Source organism: Acinetobacter sp. AOR18_HL (genome assembly GCF_027855145.1).
GTDB classification, from domain to species: domain Bacteria; phylum Pseudomonadota; class Gammaproteobacteria; order Pseudomonadales; family Moraxellaceae; genus Acinetobacter; species Acinetobacter pittii.
The window spans coordinates 54,808-79,669 of sequence record NZ_JAKTIG010000007.1 but is presented as its reverse complement, the minus strand read 5'-3'; the positions used below and the strand labels follow the sequence as shown (position 1 = coordinate 79,669).

General features: G+C 39.2%; 24 protein-coding genes. 7 read left to right on the top strand and 17 right to left on the bottom strand.

The features are described 5' to 3' along the window. The first annotated feature begins 23 nt into the window (after positions 1-23). A complete protein-coding gene (locus MKL51_RS02325) occupies positions 24-1,601 on the top strand; it encodes an MFS transporter (protein ID WP_032006231.1) in 1,578 nt (525 codons plus the stop codon). Then, on the top strand, positions 1,598-2,683 hold the full coding sequence (locus MKL51_RS02320) for an HlyD family secretion protein (RefSeq protein ID WP_017481088.1): 1,086 nt from the start codon (positions 1,598-1,600) through the stop codon (positions 2,681-2,683). The genes MKL51_RS02325 and MKL51_RS02320 overlap by 4 nt, the downstream gene beginning before the upstream one ends. 78 nt (positions 2,684-2,761) lie before the next feature. Here MKL51_RS02320 and MKL51_RS02315 read toward each other — a convergent pair whose 3' ends face one another. The 6 genes from MKL51_RS02315 to MKL51_RS02290 all read right to left on the bottom strand — a co-directional run bounded on the left by MKL51_RS02315 (position 2,762) and on the right by MKL51_RS02290 (position 9,206). Further along, a complete protein-coding gene (locus MKL51_RS02315) occupies positions 2,762-4,018 on the bottom strand; it encodes an OprD family outer membrane porin (protein ID WP_032006232.1) in 1,257 nt (418 codons plus the stop codon). Positions 4,019-4,096: 78 nt separating this feature from the next. Next, positions 4,097-5,440, bottom strand: coding sequence for an MFS transporter (locus MKL51_RS02310; RefSeq protein ID WP_032006233.1), 1,344 nt, complete (start codon positions 5,438-5,440; stop codon positions 4,097-4,099). Between the two features lie 111 nt (positions 5,441-5,551). Then, positions 5,552-6,253, bottom strand: coding sequence for a fumarylacetoacetate hydrolase family protein (locus MKL51_RS02305; RefSeq protein ID WP_270904167.1), 702 nt, complete (start codon positions 6,251-6,253; stop codon positions 5,552-5,554). Between the two features lie 32 nt (positions 6,254-6,285). After that, on the bottom strand, positions 6,286-6,924 hold the full coding sequence (maiA, locus tag MKL51_RS02300; RefSeq protein ID WP_032006235.1) for a maleylacetoacetate isomerase: 639 nt from the start codon (positions 6,922-6,924) through the stop codon (positions 6,286-6,288). After that, positions 6,921-8,141, bottom strand: coding sequence for a 3-hydroxybenzoate 6-monooxygenase (locus MKL51_RS02295; RefSeq protein ID WP_017481084.1), 1,221 nt, complete (start codon positions 8,139-8,141; stop codon positions 6,921-6,923). Before MKL51_RS02295 ends, maiA begins: the two co-directional genes overlap by 4 nt. 27 nt (positions 8,142-8,168) lie before the next feature. Beyond that, positions 8,169-9,206, bottom strand: coding sequence for a cupin domain-containing protein (locus tag MKL51_RS02290; protein ID WP_032052089.1), 1,038 nt, complete (start codon positions 9,204-9,206; stop codon positions 8,169-8,171). A 156-nt stretch (positions 9,207-9,362) separates the two neighbouring features. Between MKL51_RS02290 and MKL51_RS02285 the strand changes: the two genes are divergently transcribed. Further along, positions 9,363-10,256 carry a LysR family transcriptional regulator gene (locus MKL51_RS02285; RefSeq protein WP_017481082.1) on the top strand — a complete coding sequence of 298 codons (894 nt, stop codon included), beginning with the start codon at positions 9,363-9,365 and terminating at the stop codon, positions 10,254-10,256. Positions 10,257-10,355: 99 nt separating this feature from the next. On the opposite strand, the gene MKL51_RS02280 is transcribed toward MKL51_RS02285, so the two are convergent. The 3 genes from MKL51_RS02280 to MKL51_RS02270 form a co-directional block, all read right to left on the bottom strand. Next, a complete protein-coding gene (locus tag MKL51_RS02280) occupies positions 10,356-11,747 on the bottom strand; it encodes an amino acid permease (RefSeq protein ID WP_270904166.1) in 1,392 nt (463 codons plus the stop codon). A gap of 105 nt (positions 11,748-11,852) precedes the next feature. After that, positions 11,853-13,421 carry a CoA-acylating methylmalonate-semialdehyde dehydrogenase gene (locus tag MKL51_RS02275; protein WP_000181286.1) on the bottom strand — a complete coding sequence of 523 codons (1,569 nt, stop codon included), beginning with the start codon at positions 13,419-13,421 and terminating at the stop codon, positions 11,853-11,855. A gap of 110 nt (positions 13,422-13,531) precedes the next feature. Next, positions 13,532-14,914, bottom strand: coding sequence for an aspartate aminotransferase family protein (locus MKL51_RS02270; protein WP_080973470.1), 1,383 nt, complete (start codon positions 14,912-14,914; stop codon positions 13,532-13,534). 98 nt (positions 14,915-15,012) lie between these two features. Here MKL51_RS02270 and MKL51_RS02265 point away from each other — a divergent pair, with 98 nt between their 5' ends. Then, positions 15,013-15,930 (top strand): LysR family transcriptional regulator, encoded by a 918-nt coding sequence (locus MKL51_RS02265; RefSeq protein WP_032006240.1) that lies wholly within the window; start codon positions 15,013-15,015, stop codon positions 15,928-15,930. Here the strand turns inward: MKL51_RS02265 and MKL51_RS02260 are convergent. The 3 genes from MKL51_RS02260 to MKL51_RS02250 all read right to left on the bottom strand — a co-directional run bounded on the left by MKL51_RS02260 (position 15,927) and on the right by MKL51_RS02250 (position 18,279). Then, positions 15,927-16,115, bottom strand: coding sequence for a type II toxin-antitoxin system Phd/YefM family antitoxin (locus tag MKL51_RS02260; RefSeq protein WP_000435195.1), 189 nt, complete (start codon positions 16,113-16,115; stop codon positions 15,927-15,929). The genes MKL51_RS02265 and MKL51_RS02260 overlap by 4 nt on opposite strands. A 61-nt stretch (positions 16,116-16,176) precedes the next feature. Further along, the gene (locus tag MKL51_RS02255; protein ID WP_032006242.1) at positions 16,177-17,445 is read right to left on the bottom strand and encodes a DcaP family trimeric outer membrane transporter; all 1,269 of its coding nucleotides are present in this window, start codon (positions 17,443-17,445) and stop codon (positions 16,177-16,179) included. 156 nt (positions 17,446-17,601) lie between these two features. Beyond that, entirely contained in the window at positions 17,602-18,279 is a 678-nt protein-coding gene (locus MKL51_RS02250; RefSeq protein ID WP_005074259.1) for an RraA family protein, read from the bottom strand. Between the two features lie 210 nt (positions 18,280-18,489). Between MKL51_RS02250 and MKL51_RS02245 the strand changes: the two genes are divergently transcribed. Then, on the top strand, positions 18,490-19,479 hold the full coding sequence (locus tag MKL51_RS02245; protein ID WP_080973570.1) for a hydroxyacid dehydrogenase: 990 nt from the start codon (positions 18,490-18,492) through the stop codon (positions 19,477-19,479). 75 nt (positions 19,480-19,554) lie between these two features. Beyond that, positions 19,555-20,874 carry an MFS transporter gene (locus MKL51_RS02240; RefSeq protein WP_032006243.1) on the top strand — a complete coding sequence of 440 codons (1,320 nt, stop codon included), beginning with the start codon at positions 19,555-19,557 and terminating at the stop codon, positions 20,872-20,874. 61 nt (positions 20,875-20,935) lie between these two features. On the opposite strand, the gene MKL51_RS02235 is transcribed toward MKL51_RS02240, so the two are convergent. The 3 genes from MKL51_RS02235 to MKL51_RS02225 all read right to left on the bottom strand — a co-directional run bounded on the left by MKL51_RS02235 (position 20,936) and on the right by MKL51_RS02225 (position 22,745). After that, positions 20,936-21,634, bottom strand: a complete 699-nt coding sequence (locus tag MKL51_RS02235) for an IclR family transcriptional regulator (protein ID WP_002113797.1) — start codon at positions 21,632-21,634, stop codon at positions 20,936-20,938. 211 nt (positions 21,635-21,845) lie between these two features. Beyond that, a complete protein-coding gene (locus tag MKL51_RS02230; RefSeq protein WP_119026717.1) occupies positions 21,846-22,301 on the bottom strand; it encodes a DMT family transporter in 456 nt (151 codons plus the stop codon). A 9-nt stretch (positions 22,302-22,310) separates the two neighbouring features. Next, entirely contained in the window at positions 22,311-22,745 is a 435-nt protein-coding gene (locus tag MKL51_RS02225) for a DMT family transporter (RefSeq protein WP_002113861.1), read from the bottom strand. A 99-nt stretch (positions 22,746-22,844) separates the two neighbouring features. On the opposite strand from MKL51_RS02225, the gene MKL51_RS02220 reads away from it, so the two are divergent. Further along, entirely contained in the window at positions 22,845-23,777 is a 933-nt protein-coding gene (locus tag MKL51_RS02220) for a LysR family transcriptional regulator (RefSeq protein WP_032006244.1), read from the top strand. A gap of 37 nt (positions 23,778-23,814) precedes the next feature. Here the strand turns inward: MKL51_RS02220 and MKL51_RS02215 are convergent, their stop codons facing one another. Then, positions 23,815-24,198, bottom strand: coding sequence for a hypothetical protein (locus tag MKL51_RS02215; RefSeq protein WP_005074246.1), 384 nt, complete (start codon positions 24,196-24,198; stop codon positions 23,815-23,817). 127 nt (positions 24,199-24,325) lie between these two features. Further along, positions 24,326-24,817 carry a hypothetical protein gene (locus MKL51_RS02210; RefSeq protein WP_049069458.1) on the bottom strand — a complete coding sequence of 164 codons (492 nt, stop codon included), beginning with the start codon at positions 24,815-24,817 and terminating at the stop codon, positions 24,326-24,328. Positions 24,818-24,862: the final 45 nt, after the last annotated feature.

Genomic DNA, 24,862 nt, shown 5'->3' with positions numbered 1-24,862 from the left:
ATGTTTAAGATTTAAGGTAAAAGATGAATACAAAGCCACTCATCGGTTTAGCAGGTGCAATATTTGCTGCAATGACTGTTGAATTTAATAACCGAATTACCAGCATTACTTTAGTCGACATTCGAGGTGCGATGGGCATTAGTGTCGACTCGGGTTATTGGGTTAACAGTATTTACGCAAGTGCAATGATTATTGGAATGATCCTGTCTACGAGTTGGGCAGTCATTTTCTCTATGCGCAGAGTTCTTCTTTTTGCCATAGGACTTTGCCTTTTTTCTAGCGTTTTAATCCCTTTTAGCCCAAATATCGAAATCTTTTATCTATTACGTGGCTTACAAGGGCTCGCCAATGGTTTAACCATTCCTTTGCTCATGGCCTGTGCGCTTAGATTTTTAGGACCTGATATTCGACTATGGGGTCTCGCCTGCTACGCATTAACTGCGACGTTCTTTCCCAACTTAAGTGCTGCACTCTCAGCTTTTTACTTAGATGTAATTGGATGGAAAATGATATTTTTCCAAACCATTCCTTTTTGTGCGCTAAGCGCTGCACTGGTGTATTTTGGTATTCCCCAAGATCCATTGAATTACTCAAGAATAAAAACTTACGATTGGATGGGTGCCATTTTAGCGATTATTAGCTTAGCGAGCCTGAGCACCATGTTATTGCATGGCAACCATTTAGACTGGTTCCATTCTCAATTAATTTGTGTATTAGCCTTAATTAGTGCAATAACTTTACCTTGGTTTTTCATACATGAATGGCGTTATCCGTCACCATTAATTAAACCGCAAATGCTCGAAATCCGAAATTTTGCTTATGCTGTTTTCGCACTCTTTTGCTTTGTCATTATTGGTATGTCCACCAGCACATTACCACTAAATTACCTTAGTGCTGTACATGGCTATAAACCCACTCAGACCATGTGGATTGGCTTACAAATCGCAGCATTGCAATTTATCTATATTCCTATTGTTGTGAAGCTTTTAAATCAAGCTTGGGTGGATAGCCGATATGTACACGGGTTTGGTTTACTTCTGGTCATTGCGGGTTGCCTAGGTGCAAGTCAACTTGATACCACATGGAATCAAGATCAATTTTATTTTTGGCATGCAATCTCATGTCTGGGGCAAACCTGTGTCGTGCTCTCGCTCTTAATGATGGGGACAAACAGTGTTCACCCAACTATGGCAATTTATGCATCCCCTATGATTAATACCCCGCGTGCTATTAGCGGTGTACTGGGTGTTTGTATTTTGGATTGGATCAATCGAGTGCGCGGTGAATACCATTCAACACGGCTGATTGAAAATACCGCCCAACATGTTTTCCAAAATATTCAAGGCCCTGTCATTAATCCACTTACTCCCCCTGTTCTGAACGCAAATGGTGCAGATCGTGTTTCAGGTGGTTTGTCTGCCCTAAATTCTGCGATTCAAGCACAACAATCTGTTTTAGTTATTAGCGATCAATATCTCATCTTAGCTGGCCTTACCGCTATTTTGTTTATTGTGATGTTGATTTTGCCAGTTCGAACTTATCCGCCACGTATTGCTCTCATTAAGTTAATGAATAGTCATAACTCAGGAAAATCTTTATGAGTACTCTCGAAGCCCAAGACACCACCCATACCGAACCGCCCAAGTTAACCAAGGTGCAATTTCTCAAAAAGCATTGGGTTATGGCTATTGCGTTTATTATTGTCTTAGCATCTATTTTTTGGGTTTTAAAACTTATATTTTTACCGTCTTCAGTTGTTGAAACAGACGATGCACGTGTAGATGTAGAGTACTCAACCATTGCCCCTAAAGTGTCGGGCAATATTGAGGAAATTTACATTAAAGATCACCAGACCGTAAAAAAAGGCCAACTTTTAGCGCGGATTGATGCACGTGATTATCAAGCTGCTTTGGCTGAGGCTGAATCTAATTATGCCAAAGCGCAAGCTGACCTGAGTGAAGCAATGCTCGCAGTGGATAGACAACCCACTGTTATTCGAGAAACTGAAGCACAGCTGAGAAAAGTAGAAGCCGGAATTAAACTCACAAAAGATAATACGGCGCGTTATGAGCAACTACAGGCACTTGGGGCCGAGTCTAGATTAATTACACAGCAATCTAAGACTACATTGACTGAACAATATGCTGACTTAGACAGCAGTAAAGAAAAAGTGATTGATGCACAGTATCAGCTCAACCAATACAAGATTCAGGTACAAGCCAAACAAGCGGCTCTTAAACAAGCACAAGCGGCGCTTGATAAAGCAAAACTGAATTTGAGCTATACAGAAGTACGTGCACCTATTGATGGCATGATTGGTCAAAAGTCAGCTAACGTAGGTAACTTTGTTGGCGCAGGTAATCCACTCATGGTGGTTGTTCCTTTAGATCAGGTTTATGTAGAAGCTAACTTCCGTGAAATTGAGTTAAAAAAGATCAAGATCGGACAACCAGTTAATGTCTATGTAGATGCTTATAACGTTGAGCTAAAAGGTGTGGTAGACAGCTTCTCTCCATCTACTGGCGCATTTTTCTCTCCGATCTCGGCGACCAATGCAACAGGTAACTTTACCAAGATTGTTCAGCGTCTACCTTTACGAATCAAGCTTATTGAAAATCAAAAAGACGTTAAATTATTACGCCCAGGTTTATCTGTTTTAGTCTCTATTGATACGACTAAATAATTAGTCTAAACCTTGGAATATGAGAGAAAAAAGAGACCTTTTACGGTCTCTTTTTTAATGATGAGTGTTAAAAAGTCTTTAAAACTTTTTGGTGTAGTTGACAAATAGACGATCTTCACCAAAGTCATTGCCATGTTTAACGTTGTAATCAATACGAATATATTGCAGAGCAACGCCTTTTAAGAACGGCTGTTGAAATGCATAGTTTAAAATCACATTCGATTCGGTTTCATGGTTTTTTTCACCATTGGCTGCTTTAAAGTCATGGCCGTAAACATATTTCACCATCGCATTTAAACCTGGTACATAATCTTTAAAGTCGTAGCCATACATCACATGATAAGACTTTTCATCTTCTTTAAAGAATCCAGTAGCGTTCCAGTTAATGAAATATGTCTCTGGTAAGAAGCCATCCGGTAATGGATAAGCCGACTCACCGATAATCTGTTGATAACCCAAACCAAAGGTATGGTTTTTTACTTTAAGAGTCTCTAGCACCCCGATGTTTTGCGCATCAATATCAAAAGTGTTGCCATCATCTTTTGCATTGAAGTACTTAAACTTAGAAGTAAGAGCGAAATTAGGTTGTTTCCAATTATGCTCAAGCCCTACATAGTGTTTGTTGTAGAGGTCTTCCAAATTACCAAAATAGTATTCACCCTTGAGTGACGGCGTAAATTGATAGCGCAGATCTATGTAATTTAAACCATCAGATTCTTTGGTAATGCCGTTCGCTGTAAAAGAAAACTTTTTAAAATCGTCTTCATTTCGTGGAGAGACTTTTTCAACCCGTCCAATTTCGGCATAGAGTTGATCTGAAAGTTGCGACTTAAGATTGGTTCCCCAATAAGAAGCAAGCAATTGTCGGCTGGCATCCACAGCCGTTACAGGCAGGTCTAACCAGAGTTCACCGACACTTAAGAGGGTTTTGTCATATCCTAGTTTTAAAGTTGCGCCGTATTTTAAGAAGTCAGAGGCTTGTGACTGAGTTTCTTTATTAAAAGGCAAAACTGTGTCCGCAACGTGTTTATCTGAGCTCAAGCGAATGGCATATTGAACAGAAGCATCGGCCCCAATCGTAATGGGCTTATCTGCAATTTGCAGAGGGGTGTCATGCATTTTCGATTTATAAAATAGTGATGCTGCCTGAGACCAACTACCCGTGTCTTTAAGTGCATCATTATCAAAATTACGGTTGATATAGGCATTCTTTAGCGTGAACTTCCATTCATCTTCGCTTTGTTGAGAGGTATCTGCTGCCCACAACAAGGAATGACCACTACAGATAAATAAAAGAGTAGAAAACTTTAAATATTCGATTTTTAAATATTTCATGAAATAAATCATCCTTTAATTATTGTCTGCGCCATCCTTTGGCACAGACATATATTTGTTCAGTGGAATCGTGTTGACTCAATTCGAAGCGACTAAAACTTGAGACCGATTTTTCTTTAAACGTTTAATGAGTAACAACGAAACCGCGGCACAAAATGCAGGTATCGCTAAAATACTTAAAATTTCAAAACTGGAGAGATTTAATGACATTAACCAGCCGCCCATAATTGACCCCACAATCGACCCTGAGCGCCCTACTGCGTTGGCCCAACTTACCCCTGTTGCACGGCAATGTGTTGGATAAAAACTAGATGCAAAAGCGTTTGCTCCCACTTGCGAACCACTAATTCCTGCACCTACCCCAAACATGGCAAACATCAATAAAGCCGTGTTTGCCTGTTCAATTCCAAACCCTAAACAAATCAGGAAGAATCCGCCAAAAACATAAGCCGTACTTAAAATTTTGGTTGCATCCATCTTATCCATTAGTAGGCCTAAGACAATCGCACCAATGGTTCCACCTATTTGGAAAATTGAAGTCAGCCATGATGCGTTGGATAAATTAAAGCCCTCATTGGTTAATAAAGTAGGCATCCAACTTGAAATCATATAAATAATGAGAAGGCTCATAAAAAAGGTAAACCAAATCAAAAAAGTGCCTAGAGCAAAGCCTTTATTAAACAAATCTTTCAAACTTGATTTTTCAACTTCATTGACTGTTGGAACCAAAGTTGGTGTGCTATTTAAATGCGGTGCGATACGATGAATAATCTTTTCAATTTTCTCGGTGCTCTTCTTTTTAAGCACTAAAAATCGAATAGATTCAGGTAATAAAAAATATAAGAAAGGTACGGTCGCTAAAGGCAACACTCCCCCAATGAGCAAAATACCGTGCCAACCAATATGAGGAAGTAGCTGAGCTGAAAAAATGCCACCAAGAGCAGAACCAATGGTAAAACCACAGAACATCATAGTCACTAAATTAGAACGGCGAGATGTAGGCGCATATTCAGAGGTCAAAGTAATTGCATTGGGTAAAGCCCCACCTAGACCCAAACCAGTGAGAAATCTCCAAATAATTAGGGTTTGTAAATCTGCTGAAAAAGAGGCAAAAACACTGGCAATTCCAAACATAATGACCGACCCAATCAAAATCGGTTTACGGCCTAATTTATCGGATAACGGTCCGAAAATGAGTGCGCCTGCCATCAGTCCAAACAAGCCAGCACCAAATAAAGGTGCCAAATCGGTTGCTTGCAACCCCCATTCTGCCTTTAAAGCAGGTGCAATAAATCCAACTGCTGCGGTATCAAAACCATCAATCGCAACAATTAAAAAACACAACCACATGATTAATTTTTGCAAAGACGATAGCGGTATTTCATCAATGAAACTTTGTACGTCTATAGAGTTTTGAGACATGAGAGCTCCTTTCGCCAATACATTGGCGTATATGCAATCCTTAGCAAAGGTGCCCAACTGTATTTTTTATTTAGGTTGAGCACCTATTTCAATAAATCAGATCAATTTGATTTATTTCACATTCACCGTAATTCCAGTCAGTCCAGTAATGTCTGCACGCATAACGTCACCTTTCACTACCGCACCCACGCCTTCTGGAGTTCCTGTAAAAATCAAATCACCTGCTTTTAGTTCAAATAGCGTAGACAAATTGGCAATCGTTTCGGCCACAGACCAAATCAGATGACTGACATCGCTGTGCTGTTCGGTTTTACCATTTACCGTTAAATGAATATCGGCACTATTGATTTCACCCGTTTGAGTAATCGGATGAATTGGGCCAACTGGTGCAGAAAAATCAAAAGCCTTACCGATTTCCCATGGTCGACCTTTTTCACGCATTGCCATCTGTAAATCACGGCGTGTCATATCTAAACCAACTGCATAGCCATAGATATAGTTCACTGCCTCCTCAACCGAGACATTTTTGGCATCTTTACCAATTGCAACAACCAACTCGATTTCATAATGAAAATTTGAAGTTTCAGATGGATATGGAATATCAACCGCAGCTGTATTTACCGGAACAATCGATTCAAGGTCATTTGGTTTACAAAAGAAAAATGGGGGTTCACGGTCTGGATCATACCCCATTTCACGGGCATGAGCAGCATAGTTACGGCCAACACAATACACACGGCGTACTGGAAATTTATGCGCTGAGCCGTGAATAAATAGACCCGCAGTGGTCATTGGTTCAAAAATAAATGACATATATGAATTCCTTCTATTAAGTTAATCACGACTCAAAATGCATCGGCCTGCTGTTCAGGTGCTGCTTTTTGAAATGCTTCTAAGGTCATGCAATGTTGGTAAATTTCATTAATGTTTGGATAAGCCGACAAATCGACTTTAAAACGCTCGGCAGAAACTACTTGTGGAACTAAATAGGCATCTGCAATGGTCGGTTGCTTGCCATAGCAGAACTTTTCGCGATTCTGGTCTTGTTCCAAAATATGTTCTAAAGCAGCAAATCCATCTTGAATCCACTTGGCACACCATGCATTGATTTGTGCATCATCCAGCCCTAAATACTGGCGTAAATATTCAAGAACACGCTTGTTGTTTAAGGGGTGAACATCACATCCAACTAAAGCAGCAATGGCACGAACTTTTTCACGACCCAATGCATCTGTAGGCAATAAAGCGGGTTCGGGATATTGTTCTTCTAGCCATTCGATAATGGCTGGACTTTGCAATAAGTTTCCAGATTCAGTTTCAAGTATCGGTACAAATCCTTGCGGATTTAAAGCTTTAAAAGCAGCTTGATGGTGTTCATTTTTAGCGAGTGAGATATAAGCTGCTTCATAAACCAAACCTTTAAGGTTCAACACAATGCGGGTTCGATGCGATGTACCGCTACGGAAAAAGCTATAAAGTTTCATGCCACATTCCCTTGATAGTTTTTCACTGCATCAAGGCAGTTATTGACATTCCAGCCATATAACCATTCCATTGCATCATAAAAACGTTCAGTAGGACGCCCACGCCACAAATCATTGCGAACCAAGCGTTGCACACCTTTGGCATGGTAAATTTTGCCCATTTCACGTGAAGACAAAACAATACGTGCTGTACGTGCCACACGTGCTTTTTGATAAATATCAAAAGCTTTTAAAATGTCATGGTCGGTAACACGTAACGCTTCACCTAAAGTGACGGCGTCTTCCATCGCCATACATGCACCCTGCGCCATATATTGCGTGGTTGGATGTGCTGCATCACCAAGTAATGTCACACGGCCAAAAGTCCATGTTTCAATCGGTTCACGGTCTGCAGTTGCCCAGCGGCGCCAGCTTTTAGGTAACTCAATCAATTGGCGAGCTTTCGGGCAAATTCCTTGAAAATAAGACAGCACTTCTTCTTTAGAACCATCGGTTACCCCCCACTGTTCTTGCTCACGGCTATGGAACGTCACTACAACGTTATATTCCTTTCCACCGCGCAGTGGATAATGCACAAGGTGGCAATTTGGCCCGACCCAAATACTTGCTGCATTCCATTTCAAATCTTCAGGAAACTCGCTTTCAGGTACTACAGCACGGTAAACCACATGACCTGTAACCAATGCTGGGTCACCCACATAGGTATCACGCACAACGGATTTAACACCGTCAGCACCGATAAGTGCCTGACCATGATATTGCGTACCGTTTTGATCAGTAATCGTTACGCCAGCATCACCTTGGTCAACTTTTTGAATATGACAATTAGTGATAATTTCCAAGTTGCCGTATTTTTTAGCACCTTCCACTAATGAACCATGAATATCGGCACGGTGAATCACCGCATATGGGTTACCAAAACGTTCACGGAATTTTTCATCGGTTGGAATTTTGCCGACCTGATATTCATCAATCGCATCATGCATGACCATATAGTCGGTATAGACCGCTTTACTGCGAGCAATTTCACCAATTCCCAGCGCATCAAAGGCATGAAATGCGTTCGGACCTAATTGAATTCCAGCACCAATTTCACCAATTTCAGGGGCTTGTTCAAAAACCTGTACCTTAAAACCTTGTTTTGCTAAAGCGAGTGCAGCTGCAAACCCGCCAATGCCGCCACCAGCAATTAATATCGGTTGTTGAGTATTTGACATGATTTATATCCTTATAAAATATTCTATTTACTGGCGCTCACGCACAGAGTACAGACCCAATTTCCGTTGTAAGGGCGCTTCATCTGCAATAAACAAATAGCATGGTTGATCTGAGGTATTGATTAAATCAATATGTGAAAAACATGGTGCACATGCCGTATCAGCTTTATTTAAATTGAAATCTTTCTGATCAATTTTGACTTGGAGCTGACCGTCAATCACATGAAAAATTTGGGCAGTAGAGCGTGGTTGGAGCTGTAAAGTTTCATTTGATCTGAGCATTAAAGCGGAGTAACCAATAATATTTTGGCAGTCATTACCAGTTTCAGGATTGATGTAAGTCACCTGAATTGGGGCTTGATGGTTTTTATCATCGGCAAGCGCATGCAAAACTTTTTTGGTTTCTTTCCAAGAGTAGCGCATGATCGGATACGAGGCATTTTCACGGGTAAAATGTGCTGTTGGTACAATGCCCGTTCCATAATGATGAGCATTTCCAGCACTGGTCACTTTTTGAATTTCACCCGGTTGTACATAAGAAGCTTCCATGTAATAAACCAAAGGTAAATCCAGTACATCTAACCAGATCACAGGCTCATCGCCATCATGTCCATGTTCATGCCAAAGCCCTGATGGTGTAAGGATTAAATCCCCATGCTCCATCATGCATTTTTGACCTTCAACAGTCGTATACGCACCTTTACCCTCAACAATCAGACGTACTGCATTTGGGGTATGTCGATGTGATGGTGCCCACTCTTTTGGCAATAAAAGTTGCATGCCAAGATACATGACCGAACTGGCTTTCATATTTTCCAGACCATGTCCGGGATTAGCTAAAACCAATACACGGCGTTCAGCTTTTTCAATTGGTGTTAACTCACCTGCTTCGAGCAATAAAGGTTTAATATTCTGAAAATACCAAGCGGTTGCTACGGTCTGCGGCATCGGTTTATGCGGAGGTAATACATTGCGTAAACTTGGCCATAAAGGGACTAAATTTGATCCTTCAAGTTGACCAAGATAACGTTTCGGTAAGTCATCTAGCGTTGCTAACTGTTCCATTTCAGATCCTCTATTTAAGGCCAATTTGCACAAGAATGCTTTGTACTTTTACGGCCTATTCTTCCTTGATCATCAATGTAACAATCGAAAATTGTTGAATCCATGCACAAAAAACAATAGTCTGTATTGATAAAATCAATACAAGGATATTAAAAAGTGTTTGATCTTGATACTCGGCTTTTACAAATTTTCTTTGAAATTTATAAACATAATAGTGTGTCTAAAGCTGCCGAACAGCTTGAAATTGGACAACCAACTTTAAGTATTGCTTTAAATAAATTACGTGAGCACTTTCAAGACCCACTTTTTGTCCGTATTGAAAATAAGATGCAACCTACTGAGTTATCTAAACAAATATATCCGCTGGTTGTAGAAATTCTGAACCGACTAAAACTGGTTCAAAACTACAATATTGAATTTGATCCACAGACCTCAAATTATCAGTTTAAAATCAGCATGACAGATATTAGCCATCTGGTTTTATTACCTAAACTGATCAATTATTTACGTGCCCATGCGCCTAACATTCGCCTAGAAATTGTTCCCATTGATGCCAATACACCAATCATGATGTCAAATGGTGATATTGATTTAGCCATTGGTTTTTTGCCTCAGCTTGAAGCAGGTTTTTATCAGCAAACACTTTTCCAGCAACGTTATATTTGCATTGCCAGTAAAGAACACCCGAGGCTTATAAGCACAACGCTTTCAGACCAAGAATTTCGCCAAGAACTACATGTTGATATTTTCGCAACGGGTGGGCACTACGTGCTGGAGCATGAGTTACAAAAACTGGGAGTAAACCGAAATATTCTAGTTCGCTTGCCAAGCTATTTAGGGGTTGGCTTGGTTGTTCAAGACACAGACGCGATTGCGACTATTCCTCATTATTTAAGTCAGGTGCTTTTAGTCAGAGGTGGTCTAAAAGTTTTAGAACCGCCTTATCATTTTCCGACTTATAGCGTAAAGCAGCATTGGCATGCACGAGTTCATCAAACACCAAGCAACCAATGGTTAAGGAGAGTATGTTTTGAACTTTTTTCTGAATAGAATATTTAATCAGACACTATTAAAATCTAATAAAAATAAAAAGACTTTGAGTAGAGGGATAAATTGCTCCACACAAAGTCTTTATAAAATCTTTTTTAATTAATCCAAATTCATGGCAACCGCTCTGGTTGCTTTACGCTTTCGCGTGACGAACAACCCACAAACAACCACAAGCGAAGTTACACCTAAAGATAAAGTGGTTTCATAACTATATGCTGGCGATAAGAACATATAAGCTAACACACTTAAAATAATAATAATCACAAACCAAGTAAGCCATGGGAATAACCACATTTTAAATGGTATTTCGGCTCCAGCTGCTTCTAACTTATGTCTTAAACGTAGTTGTGAGAACGCAATAACTAAGTACACCAGTAAAGCAATTGACCCTGTGCTTGAAAGCAATAAGCCAAATACTTTTCCAGGGAATACATAGTTAATAACACAACATACTAAACCAATAAAAGTTGAAGAAAACACAGCTATTGCAGGTACACCCGTATAATTGATTTTAGTTACGGCTTGTGGCGCTTCACTACGAGTGCCCAAACGAAATAGCATACGAGAGGACGTATAAATCGCAGCATTCATACAACTCGCAACGGCGATAAACACGACCGTATCAATGATGAGTTTAGTGCCCGGTACGTTCAAGCTCATTAAAACGTATTGGAATGTCCCGTATTTCTGTAAGTCCGGTGAACGCCAATCGACAAGTGAAACGGCAATAAACATTGAGACCACGAAGAAAAGAATAATGCGGTACAACACGAGGTTCGTTGCACGTCTAATTTTCTGTTTAGGGTTTGATGATTCTGCTGCGGCAATTGAGACAATTTCTACGCCAAAGAATGAAAATGCCGTAATTATAATTGCCGATAAAATGCCTCCCATACCGTGCGGCATAAAACCAGCATTATTGTATAAATTGGCAACACCGCTAACATTTTTAGCTAAAGGCCAAATACCTGAAATTGCCAAAATACCAATAATAATGAAACCGATAATGGCAACCACTTTAACTAAGGAAAACCAGAACTCAAACTCACCAAAACTTTTGGTACTAAAAAAGTTGGCTAAGCTTAGGAACACAATAAAACAGAACGCATAGATAGAAACTGAAACGTTCGGAAACCACGAATGTAAAATTTCAGCACCTGCAATGGCTTCTACAGGAATCGCAAGCACCCAAAACCACCAATATAACCAACCAATGGTAAAGCCTGCCCAAGGGCCAATCGCTTTACGAGCATATGTAGAAAATGAACCAGTGTCTGGTTCTAAAACGGCCATCTCACCTAACATTCGCATGACCAGAAATACCATAATGCTGGTAATCAGGTATGCAAGAATCACTGCTGGTCCGGCCTTGGCAATTGCAGAAGATGAGCCTACAAATAAACCTGCACCAATAACACCGCCAATACTAATCATTGTGATATGGCGATTTGAAAGTCCTTCGCCTAATTTTTTTGTTGTATCATTATTCATATTTCAATCCTTAAAAATATATCTATAAAAACAATCTATTACATGTTTAAAATCCTACGGTAATGAAAAAGGGAAAACTTATTGTTTTCCCCCTTGTTGCAATAATTAATTTAAAGTTGGCATTGAAAATTGTTTTGCTTCACGGACCTGAGCAGACGGCCAACGTTGCGTAATGGTTTTACGGCGTGTGTAAAAACGGACACCATCTGGACCATAAGCATGTAAATCACCAAACAATGAACGCTTCCAACCACCAAAACTATGATAAGCAACAGGTACCGGTAAAGGCACATTAATACCCACCATACCAACTTGAATATGGCTACTAAAATAGCGTGCTGCTTCCCCATCACGGGTATAGATACAAGTACCGTTGCCATATTCGTGGTCATTAATGAGTTGCATGGCTTCTTGCATAGTATTCACACGCATAACTTGCAGTACAGGACCAAAAATTTCTTGTTGGTAGCTGGTCATGTTCGGCGTGACTTGGTCAATTAAAGTCGGTCCAACGAAGAAACCTTTTTCATAGCCTGCCGGTTTTGCATCACGACCATCTACCACAATTTTAGCGCCTTGCTGTTCTGCACTTTGAATATAGGCTTGTACCTTGTCTTTATGTGCTTGGGTAATAAGTGGCCCAAAGTCGTTGCTTGCATCTGCATAGTTGCCGAACTTCAATTTTTTCATTTCTTGAGTCAGCTTATCAATCACGACATCGGCAACTTCATCACCAATCGCAACTGCTACTGACAATGCCATACAACGTTCACCTGAAGAACCAAAAGCTGCACCTAACAATGAAGTGACTACGTTATCAATATCGGCATCAGGCATAATAATCGCGTGGTTTTTTGCCCCACCTAATGCTTGGCAACGTTTGCCCGTGGATGTTGCAGTACGGTAAATATATTCAGCAATTGGTGTTGAACCCACAAAGCTAACCGCCTGAATACGAGGATGATGCAATAAGGCATCTACCGCTTCTTTATCACCATTCACCACGTTAAACACGCCGTCAGGTAAACCCGCCTGCTTTAATAATTCTGCAAGGTATAAAACCACAGAAGGCGCTTTTTCAGAAGGTTTTAAAATAAAGCAGTTACCGCAAACCAGTGCCATTGGGAACATCCACAAAGCCACCATGGCCGGGAAGTTAAACGGTGTGATCCCAGCCACAACACCTAAAGGTTGGAACTCGCTCCATGAGTCGATATCTGGACCGACATTTTTTGAATATTCCCCTTTTAAAAGCTCTGGTGCACCGCAAGCGTATTCAACATTTTCAATACCACGTTGTAATTCGCCTTGAGCATCATGAGAAATTTTACCGTGCTCTTGTCCAATCAAAGCGCAAATCTTTTCAGCATTTTGTTCTAATAATTGTTTGAACTTAAACATGACACGCGCACGTTTAATGACTGGTGTATCTCGCCATGCAGGAAATGCTTGTTCGGCTACCTGAACTGCTTCATTTACCGTTTGAGCATCTGCAATTTCGACTTCTTTACTAATTTCACCCGTCGCAGGATTGTAAACTGGCTGTTTTCTTGCCGTTTTAGATACAATTCTTCCTTGAATGAAATGCCCTAGCACTTTTTTGGCTTGTTCACTATGCGTACTATTTTCAGTTGAAACTTCTTCATAGCTAAAATCTTCTAGGCCATTTGTCATTGTTGTTACTCCTTACTACAATTAATTTTCAGATCAAACTGTATTTTTCATTTAGATTTTGAAGATGGGTCTGTTGGCATTACAGACCTCGGTAAAATGCCTAATAAACCTTAATTCACTTGATAAAGTGCATCGCCAACAGCATTCAATAAGCGGTCAATATCTGCTTCTGTACTGTTAAACATTGGGCCGAACTGAAGCGTGTCGCCTCCAAAGCGAACATAGAACCCTTCTTTCCAAAGTTTCATACCAAGCTCGAAGCCTCGGATTGTGGCATCGCCATCACGTGGTGCTAACTGCAAAGCACCTATCAAACCACAATTACGAATATCTAAAATGTGCGGCGCGCCTTTTAAACCATGCAGCATTTTTTCAAAAGTTGGCGCTAATGCCGCAGATTGAGCTAATAAGTTTTTCTTCTCTAAAACTTCAAGCGTAGCTAAAGCAGCCGCACAAGCGACTGGATGCGCCGAATAGGTATAGCCGTGGGTAAATTCAATGGCATGTTCAGGTAAGTCTTGCTGCATAAAGGCTGAGTAAATTTCATGGCTCGCCACCACACCACCTAAAGGAATGGCACCATTGGTTACTTGTTTCGCAAAGTTCAAAATATCTGGTGTTACCCCAAAATATTCTGCGGCAGTCCATGTTCCTAGACGGCCAAAACCAGTAATCACCTCATCAAAAATTAACAAGATGTCATGCTGATCACAGATCTCTCTTAAACGTTGTAAATAGCCCGTTGGCGGTACAATACAGCCCGCCGAACCAGAAATAGGTTCAACAATTACGGCTGCAATATTTGAAGCATCGTGTAGCTCAATTAACTTAAGCATTTCATTGGCAAGTTCTATCCCACCTGTTTCTGCACAACCTTTGGTAAAAGTTAAATTCGGCTGCAAGGTATGCGGTAAATGGTCTACATCCATAAGCTGACCAAACATTTTACGGTTGCCACCAATACCGCCTAAGCTTGTTCCCGCAACGTTTACACCATGATAGCCACGTGCACGACCAATCAATTTGGTTTTACTTGGTTTACCTTTAATACGCCAATACGCACGTGCCATTTTGATCGCCGTATCTGCCGACTCTGAGCCCGAGTTGGTAAAGAAAACATGTTGTAATTTTTCAGGCATGTGTTGAACAATTTTATCTGCCAGCTTAAAAGACAATGGATGACCAAACTGAAAAGCTGGTGAGTAATCGAGCTGACCTAATTGTGCACTTACCGCTTGTTGAATTTCAGGAAGCGTATGACCTGCACCACAGGTCCATAGACCTGAGAGTGAGTCATAAATTTCACGACCAGAATCATCAATTAGGTATGATCCTTTTGCGCCCACAATCATGCGCGGATCTTTAGCAAAGTTCCGATTTGCAGAGAAAGGCATCCAGTGTGCCTGATAATTTATGTGCATATTATTATTAGTTTGAACCGCATCCAATGTATGCTCTGAGTCGCTGAATTTATCCGTATCAAACATAACCATTCCTGTTTATTTTCAAATTATGGTTTTGAGTGTACATAGCGTGATAAGTTTGATAAATTCAAATTATCTTGAGTTTAGATTTAAAAAAACAAAACTAAATGAAACCTAAAAAATTAAATCAAGTCACTGATTTTGATATTAAATTACTTAAAATATTTAAAACGGTTTGCGACTGTCATAGTTTTACATCTGCAGAAAGCATTCTTGGCATTAGCCGTTCTGCAATTAGTTTGCATATGAGTGATTTAGAAAATCGTTTAGGTATTCGGCTATGTCAGCGAGGCCGTGCCGGATTTGCCCTGACCGATGAAGGACGGAAAATTTTAGAATATATAGAAGTGCTTACGGCAGCCATTGAAGACTTCCGCTCTAAAGTCAACCAAATGCATAACCGCCTTAAGGGTGAGTTTAATATCGGTATTATTAACAATCTTGTGACTATGCCTAGAGGCTATATCACCAATACGTTGACCCAACTTGCAGAGGAACATGCCGAAGTGATTATTAACATTAGTATGAGCACCCTTTCAGATATTGAATGCCGTGTGCTCGATAACCGTTTGCACGCAGGCGTTATCCCCCTTGTGACGCCATTGTCTGGTCTAGACTATTTCGATTTATATAGCGAGAGTTCATTTTTATATTGCGGCAAAAATCATCCGTTGTTCAGCCAGTGCAGCAACATAAATCTAGATGAGTTAAAAACATGGCAAGCAGTCCTTCCTAATTATGCCATCACACCAGAAGCAGCAAAGTTGCACCAACTTTTAGACTGTAAAGCGACGGCAAGTGACCGTGAAGGAATTGCATTTCTGATTTTAACTGGAAAATTCTTGGGTTTTTTACCCGACCACTATGCAAAAAAATGGGTTGAAGATGGTTTTATGCAAGCTGTTTCAAAAGAAAAAATGCATTACAGCACCCCCATTTGTTTAATTACTCACAAAGGCAAAAACCATAATATTATTTTAAAAACTTTTATGGAGATGCTTGAGAAGCGGATTGTTGCGGGTTAAAAATCTTTGTTTTTTAATTTATTGAGCTCAAACATTGCATTTTTATATTCAAGGTATGCTTTTTCACTAATTAGAACCACAGCATCTTTCTCTTTTCGTGTAATTTTTACGGCGTAACCTAACAGCACTCTTTCCATGACCTTTGAAAATTGTGATCTTGCATTAGCATAATTAATTTGTTCCACAATATTAGTCCTTCTCAAATAAAAGAAAGCCACTTCTGATATTAAAGTGGCTGTGATTACATTAAAAATTGTATCGACCTAATAAGTTGATTCGAGATAGTTTCCCTTCTAAATCTGAAAATGTTTCTCTCTTCCCATAGGTGTATTCAACACCGAGATCGACTTTCTCAACAGGCGTCCAAAATAAATTGACGCTTGCATTGATTAGCCTTTTATTTTGATCAGGATTATTTTCTGAAAAATTTGAATCTTTATAGATAAGACTACCAGCAGACAAAGAAGAGCGTAAATTTTCATTCCATTTGCGTAGATACCCTAACTCAATAGAATCAAATTCACTTAAATACATCCGATTTTGATCAAAGTAGAAGGCATCATTATCTTTTGAATAAAGCATGTAACGGTTATCGCCAGCGATGTGATAGTAATTAAACACAACTGAGTCATTTTCGGAAAGCTTATACTTTGTGCCTAATCCAGCACCCCAAGCAAGTTTAGTTTGCTCTTCATTCGTGTCAGAAACTGCTCGATTTTCATGAAGCATGCCATGCAATTGAACCAAAAAATCTGGATTTTTAAATTCATATCGCATGGTTAATGCAGGAAAACGGCTTCCACCTTCTACATTTTTATTTTCAACATCACCGCCTTCCAAAGCGAATAATAATTTTTGTTTGGCATCAACGATGTGCTGATAACGGATTTGAATATTACGCTGAGTTCCTGTGCCCATCGCACCTGTAAAATCAACCAAACTTGGAGCTGTATCACTATTCACAAAAGGTGAAGTCGTCTGACCAATTAACCAATTTCCTAGTGAAATATAAGCGTGTCTAACCCGAACCGAACCATTACCGTTATCTCCACCACTTCCCATGAAGTCGGCTTCTAGCTTTCCAACCAAATCTCCTTTCGAGGTGGGCTTAACAATATCCACCCCTACACGTGAAGTCGCGGCAGAAACATTTAATGATTTGCTTGTTGAGTTTGAATTATCTAATGGTATTGATCCTGTCTTATTCGCAATTGAACGCGTTGAACCTTCAAAATCATATGCAGCATCAACACGTATATTTCCATAAAATTTAATTTTAGTCTGTTCAGCCGAAACAGGCTTGTCAGTGTTTGATGTTTTGTTTTGACTCAATTCAGGTGCTTTATTCAATCCGCTATTTTGATTTAAATTCTGCCTCTCCATGAGATAATCTATTTGCTGTTGTAGTTTAATTATTTTTTCATTTAGCGCTGAGTTATCTTCGCTTTCAGCTTTGGCTTGCTGCAAAGTAATACTCATTAATAATGATAAAGAAATTATCCCTTTATATTTCATGTCCTTTTCCTTTAGACGAAATCACATAGACCGAATTGAAATTTCCTATTTTTCAATCAGTAAAATAATGATTATTGAATTAACTTTAGATAGGCTAACGAAGCTCAATCATTGACTTCGCTAGTTCCCTTTGTGTTTGAATGGTTTTGAATAACCTTATTCCGGTAATTCACATCCTTTTTGTTTTAAGCTGTTAATCACCCAACTACGATCATTTTCACCTACGGCGATTTGCTCTAATTGCTTTTGTTCAGCGGCATGTTTGGCGCTTGCTTTCAGATAAACTTCTTCAACTTCTGCATAAGGCACGCTTAAAAGCCCATCTTCATCACCTAAAATTAAGTCTCCCGGTTCAATTACCATTCCATTGATTGCGATAGGGACATTAATTTCCCCCGGTCCGTCTTTATAAGGTCCTCGATGTGATACTCCTGCTGCAAAAAGTGGAAAATCTCCCTCTCCAATGACAACTGAATCACGAATAGCGCCATTAATAACGATGCCAGCTATACCTTTCTTAATAGCATACGCAACCATCATCTCTCCAATTAATGCATTGGTTAGATCGCCACCAGCATCAACCACAATGACGTCTCCCGGTTGGGCGATATCAATAGCATAGTGCAACATCAAGTTGTCACCCGGACGAGCCTTAACTGTAATGGCAGGCCCACAAAGATATCCCTTTTTATGCATTGGTCTTAATTGAGCCCCACCTGAAGTCATCCGGTTCATTGAATCACTTACATTAGCGACTGGTAGATCTCGATATTGCTCAATCCATTTTTGCTCAACTTTTCTGTCGTTTTTTAGCACTCTAAAACCAATTGCCATAACTTTTCCCTTACATCAGTTTTCTTGTGCAAATTAATATGACAGTATTTTTTTGAAATGTCATTTCATTTTTAATTAAATTTAAACTAAATTTGAGCTGAATTTCACTCAATTTTTAAATTTAGTTTTTACTATTGACTATTTTTTTGAAATGACGTTTTAATAATGTGGATTATTAAGGACGTATTTTGCTCAAAATACTTAAATGGAGTGCAAGTCAAAATGAAACGTAAAGTTCTTATCACGGGGCCAACATTAACTTCAGATGCGTTACTGTATGCTCAGTCCCATGATATTCAGTTGATTCCAACTGAACCCTACATGGCAAAAGATGAAATGGAAAAACTCATCCATGATGAACAACCTGATGCAATCATTGTTCGAACAGGCAAACTTTCTAGAGATATGATTTTTGCTTCTGATAATTTAAAAGTGATTGCAAAACATGGTGTTGGGTTTGACACAATTGACACTCAAGCTGCTGCTGAACGAAAAATTCCTGTCACTATTGCAGTAGGCGCAAATGCACAATCTGTTGCCGAACACGCTTTTGCACTCATGTTTAATGTTGCGCGACAAGTCACATGGTTAGACCAACGTATTCGAGAAGGTCATTGGGACAAAGCAAGTGCAAATGGCGTGGAGTTATATGGTAAAACACTGGGCTTAATTGGTTTAGGGGCAATCGGTAGCATACTCATGAAGTTAGTGGCTCCCTTAAACATGAAAGTAAAAGTATATGATCCGTTTTTACAAAATTTGCCAGAGCTCGATTATGTAGAACAGGAACACGACTTTGAAAAACTTTTAGAAACCAGTGACATTATTAGCCTACATTGCCCACTTACAGCAGAGAATAGACACTTATTTTCTCATGCCCAATTTGAAAAGATGAAACGCTCAAGCATCTTAATCAATACCGCACGTGGTGAATTAATTGATCAAGCTGCATTAGTTGATGCATTAAAAAATAATAAAATTGCTGGTGCAGGTTTAGATACCTTTTCTTCAGAACCACCAGAAAAAGATAATCCACTATGGGAATTACCTAACTTGGTTGTGACTCCCCACATAGGAGCAAACACAACAGATTCACGTAATCGCGTCGGTCTTTTAGCACTTGAACAGATTGTGAGTATTTGGGATGGCCAATTACTAAACCCACGAGCTATCGCTAACTGGAAGTTACTCAATAGCTAATCATGGAACTCAATTGTTTCTAAGCTTTTAGATGCGAGAACAATTAAAATACTGAATATAAAAAAGGATTTTTTTATGTCTACAGAATATTCTCAAGTAAGTGCGATTGAACGCGAAACGATGCGCAAGGTGGCGTGGCGATTACTGCCTTTTTTAACACTTTGTTATGTCATCGCTATTATTGATCGTGGCAATATTGGTATGGCTTCATTACAAATGAATGAAGACCTTGGATTAACAGCTACTGCTTTTGGTTTTGCCAGTAGCTTATTTTTCTTTGCATATTTTCTATTTGAAGTACCCAGCAACCTCGCCATGCAAAAATTTGGAGCAAAAGTATGGATTGCTCGAATTATGGTGACGTGGGGAGTGATTACAGCCGCAACAGCATTCGTTGAAAGCTCTACATCATTATATATTATGCGATTCTTACTCGGTGCTGCCGAAGCAGGCTTTTTCCCTGGTGTAATTTTATATTTAACCTATTGGTTGCCTGCAAACTATAGAGCCAGAATGGTTGCAATATTTATGGTGGCAATTCCAGGTGCAAACTTTATCGGTTCACCACTATCTGGACTTTTATTATCGCTAGATGGCTGGATGGGCATGCGTGGGTGGCATTGGCTATTTATTTTAGAAGGTATCCCTGCCATTTTATTAGGTATTGCCTGCCTATTTGCACTCACAGATCGACCAGAACAAGCAAAATGGCTCAATAGCGAACAAAAAGCTTGGTTAGTTGAAAGATTACAGTTTGAACGCCAACAAAAAACCCCAATTGGCCATATTTCACTATGGCAACTTTTAAAGAATAAATATATTTGGTCTATGATCATTATTTATTCTGGTGCTTCTGCTGCTGGAAGTACAATGAGTGTTTGGGCACCACAATTAATTAAATCATTTGGTTTGAGTAATTTAGAAATCGGTTTAGTAAATGCGATTCCTTATGGCTTAGCTTCTATTGCAATGATTTTTTGGGGTCGTAGTTCTGATCGTAAAAATGAACGCCGTTGGCATACAGCAATCACACTATTGATGATCTCATTTGGTTTATTAATTGCTTTGTTCACGTCTTCACTTATTGGCACAATCTTTTTACTCAGTATCGTATTAATTGGTGCTTATTCTATGAAAGGTCCTTTCTGGGCTTTAGCATCCTCATGGATGTCACCGACTACAACGGCGGCAGGTCTAGCAGCCATTGGTGCATGTGCTAATTTAATTGGTGGCGGCATGATGGTGAATATCTATGGCGCAATTCATGATGCAACAGGAAGCCACGCTATTGCCTTACTTCCACTTGCAGCCTTAAATCTCGTGTCGGCTATCATGGTTTTTGTTATGTCTAGAAAGAAAGCTGTTTTGTTTAGCCAACCACAAAGTACTTCGTAAATAGCATACATAAAAAAGGGGCTAAATCATTAGCCCCTTTTTTATATCTACAATATTAGAATTAATTACGAATACTCTTACCACCTAAACTTTTGGTCAAATCATCTGCAATTTTGAAGAAAAAATCCCCCACAGATTTTGCAATTTCCGCAGTAAAACGACTTGATGGCCCCGAAACGACTAATGCTCCAACCACATCATTTTGAGCGTCAAATACTGGCAATGCCATTGAAGCAGCATGTGGTTCCGTTACACCCGTTGAATAAAAAGGTTCAGTTCTCGCTAAAACTTGTTCGTGTGTTGATCGCAATGCTTGAGCGCCTGCCGCCCCATCCATTGGTCGAACTTCGCCCGGCTGAATATGAACACGCAGTCGATGGGTAGAGTTCACTCTATATTGGCAAAGACGATATGCCCCATGTTTAACGTAAAATGAAGCAGTTTCACCAGTTTCATCAACAAGTTGCTGTAAACACGGCACCACATGTCTTTCTAGATCTAAAGCATCTTGATAAATTGTATTTAAACGCATAACTTCGCTGGCAAGCGTATATCTGCCATCCGAAAGACGGTTAACAAAACCAAAATCTTCTAGCGAAACGATTAAGCGCATGATGGTTGCTTTATTTAATTCTGTTCGTTCTGCGAGTTCTGCTAGGGTTAAAGATTTATCACCTATTCTAAAAGCAGTTAACAAAGTTAAAAGGCGATCAGCCGATGCATTTCCGCTTGTTGCTGGGTGAGGTTTAATTTTAACCATGTTTTTCCTACAATAGCTTGATATCAATTTTAATGTATTGAATTAGGTTTTTAACTTTACCATATTTCTTATATTTTAATTCTATCTCTAGACAGCAACTTCTTTCATTTATCAAAGTACTTAAAATATGAAGTATAGCCTCATTATTAGTATGCTTTACGACTAACAATGAGAGCTATATTAATTTCAATTTTAAGCGTGTATTACGCCTCTATCTTTTTGTTTTTACTACTTGACTTGAATAGATAAAATATAAAGCAATCCCTAGGCAGATTAGCGCTCCTAATCGATACGGTGAAAAAGAGAGCATTTCATTACCAAACCAGCCAAAGTTATCAATCAAGATACTCATCAAAAGTTGTCCAAAAATTACAGCTACCGTAGCTACGGCAGCTCCAATTCTTTGCATGGCCATTACCATAATGACAATATACGGCACTCCACACATAGCACCCAACAACTGCCATTTGGGAACATCTAACAAGGTTAAGGTTTGTTTAGGTTCAAAGTAAAAAATAAGGAGTGCTGTAATTAAAGCACCGACCGAGAAAGTCAAAAAAGCACTACGAAATACACCAACCTTAGCTCCAAGTTGACCATTAATTGCAGCTTGCACACTCAGTAAAGCACCACCAATGACGGCGAGAAGAATCATTAAAATTGTCATGCGCGTCTCCTATGCTTTTGCGACAAGTACAAGTGCAACAACAATAAAGATGAGTGCCAAAATTCGTTTACGGTCTACCTTTCGGTGTGGAGTCCCCAACAAACCATAGTGGTCGATGATCAGACTTTTAGACACCTGCCCCGCTAAAATGCCTATCATCGTCATGGCAATACCGATAATTGGAGTGGTAATGGTCAAAATAATGACGTAAGCAGGGCCAAGAACACCACCGAGTAATTGCCAAGAAGGAAGCGTAAAAAATGAAGGACTATTACGTGGACTAAAAAACAGCATGAGTAAAAAGGTAAGTGCTGCACCCACGCCAAAAATACTAAACGTGGCCCACAACTCACCCACCTCCTTTCCTAACGGCCCTAAAAGCCCTGCTTCGACCGATAGCCCCATTCCCCCTAAAATCGTTAGGAGTAGTAATAGAATTTGCATCTACATTGCCTCTTCTGTATCTAGGCAACGAATACTAAAGTAGCCAATTCATCAGAAAAACAGCATAATTCATGAATCACTTTTGCAGAAATTGCACAAATGGATTTAACAAATTCGATTGATATCCGCACGCTTCGCTTCTTTATTAGTGTTTATAACGCACAAAACTTCTCGAATGTAGCGCGTAAAGAAGATGTGTCTGCATCTATGATTTCTCGAACCATCCAACAGCTTGAAGATGCATTGGGACAGCAACTTTTCTACCGTAATACGCGAGCAATCACACCGACCGAATCGGGCAAATTATTTTTTGAATATGCAAAAAGAATTACCGAACAATTTGATGAAGCACAAAAGGCATTACAAGATAAAACTATAGAGCCATCCGGACTCGTCCGAATTAATGCCCCTATGTTTTTTGGTCAACGGCATATTGCGCCGTGGTTGGCAGGTTTATCAGAACGTTATCCAAGACTCTTAATAGAACTAATACAAACCGATGAATTTATAGATCCGTTACGCGAAAGCACCGATTTAATATTTCGCATTGGAACGCTGACCGACTCATCATTTCATGCACGTATTTTTGGTACACAAAAGTATCATTTGGCCGCCTCTCCTCAGTATGTTGCCGAATATGGTGTTCTTGATCAGCCAACAGAACTTAATCAACACAAATGCTTAGTCTATAAAGGTTTTGAAGGTCCTAACCGTTGGTTAGTGAGAAAGCCCAATGAAGAATGGATACATTATCCAATTACCCCCTTACTTTCTTCAAACAATGCCGAGAGTTTAATGACAGCTGCGCTTCATGGTATGGGGATTGTTTTATTTCCGGACTGGTTGATTGGCGAGGCTTTAAAACAAGGCGACTTAATCAAGCTTTTACCTGAATATGAAGTCGCGATTAAATCACAGCCCCAGCATATTGCAGCCATTTATCCAAATGTCCGCCATCCGCCACTCAATATTAGAGCAGTGATAGATTATTTTTCAGAAATCTATGGAGACACACCGTATTGGCAGAATTAATTTTTGATTTATAACAAATCTTAAAGACTAAGATGTATCAATGTTTTCCTATTCGTATACGAAAACTATGAGGACTTACATCCGTAATTTTAATCGTATATAGATATTTAAGCTGTTCTTGATCTTTTCTCATATCAATTTCAACTATCCCATCAGCTTTCTCACCAGTTATATCAACCTTATAAGAGTAAGCTGGTCGCTTAGGACTAGAATAATGGTCCGATCCAAAACTACGAATACTATAACTTTTAATTTCTCCAAATTTCTCACTTATAGTTTTATCGGTATATATCGCTGATTCAACTCTTTGAATATTTCCCTTATTGTTAACAACTAAATACCCACCACTAAAAATAAGAAAAATTACAATTAATAAAGCTATGTTTCGTTTTTTCTTCAAATCTTTAAATTCTATAAACATGTTATTTTAACGTTACTTAGAAGAATTAATTATACAAACTATAATGGCTTAATAGACCAATTAACAAATTTAATTTCAATTGGTAGATTTGGATTTTTCCAAAGGGATTGTATCTGTTCAACCTTCTTTAAATTTTCAATAGTAATTTTTCCTTCAACTTCTGCAACAATATTCCCATTTTTTCATTGTAGCTAACTGTTTGAATGGTATAAAAATAATTTTTTACAAGCTTTAGTACTTTATTTATCTGACTTCTAGCCTCTTCTCTACTTTCTTTAGCCCCGTATTGAATATCAATAGGCAGCTCACCTTTAGAAATTGCGTTTCCTACTACTATATTTCTCTTTTCATTCTGGCCATAACCTTTGACTCTGACCACAATTTTATATGTAGGCAAGTTTTCAATATAAATGCCAGCGATACGTCCTTTAAATTCTTCTTCAATAGCATCTAAGGCAGAGTTTCGGTTAGCTTCTAAAAATAATGCTTTATTTGCTTCTGCTGTGCTAACGCCATGCAATAAAGAATAACTATGGATGTCCTGCTCAATTCCTTCATTTGATGCAGCAAATGTACAAGATGATGAAATTAAAATTGTTAGCGCTAATATTTTTTTCATTTTTACCTTCTGGTCAAAAATAAGACTTAAATATAGCGATATATT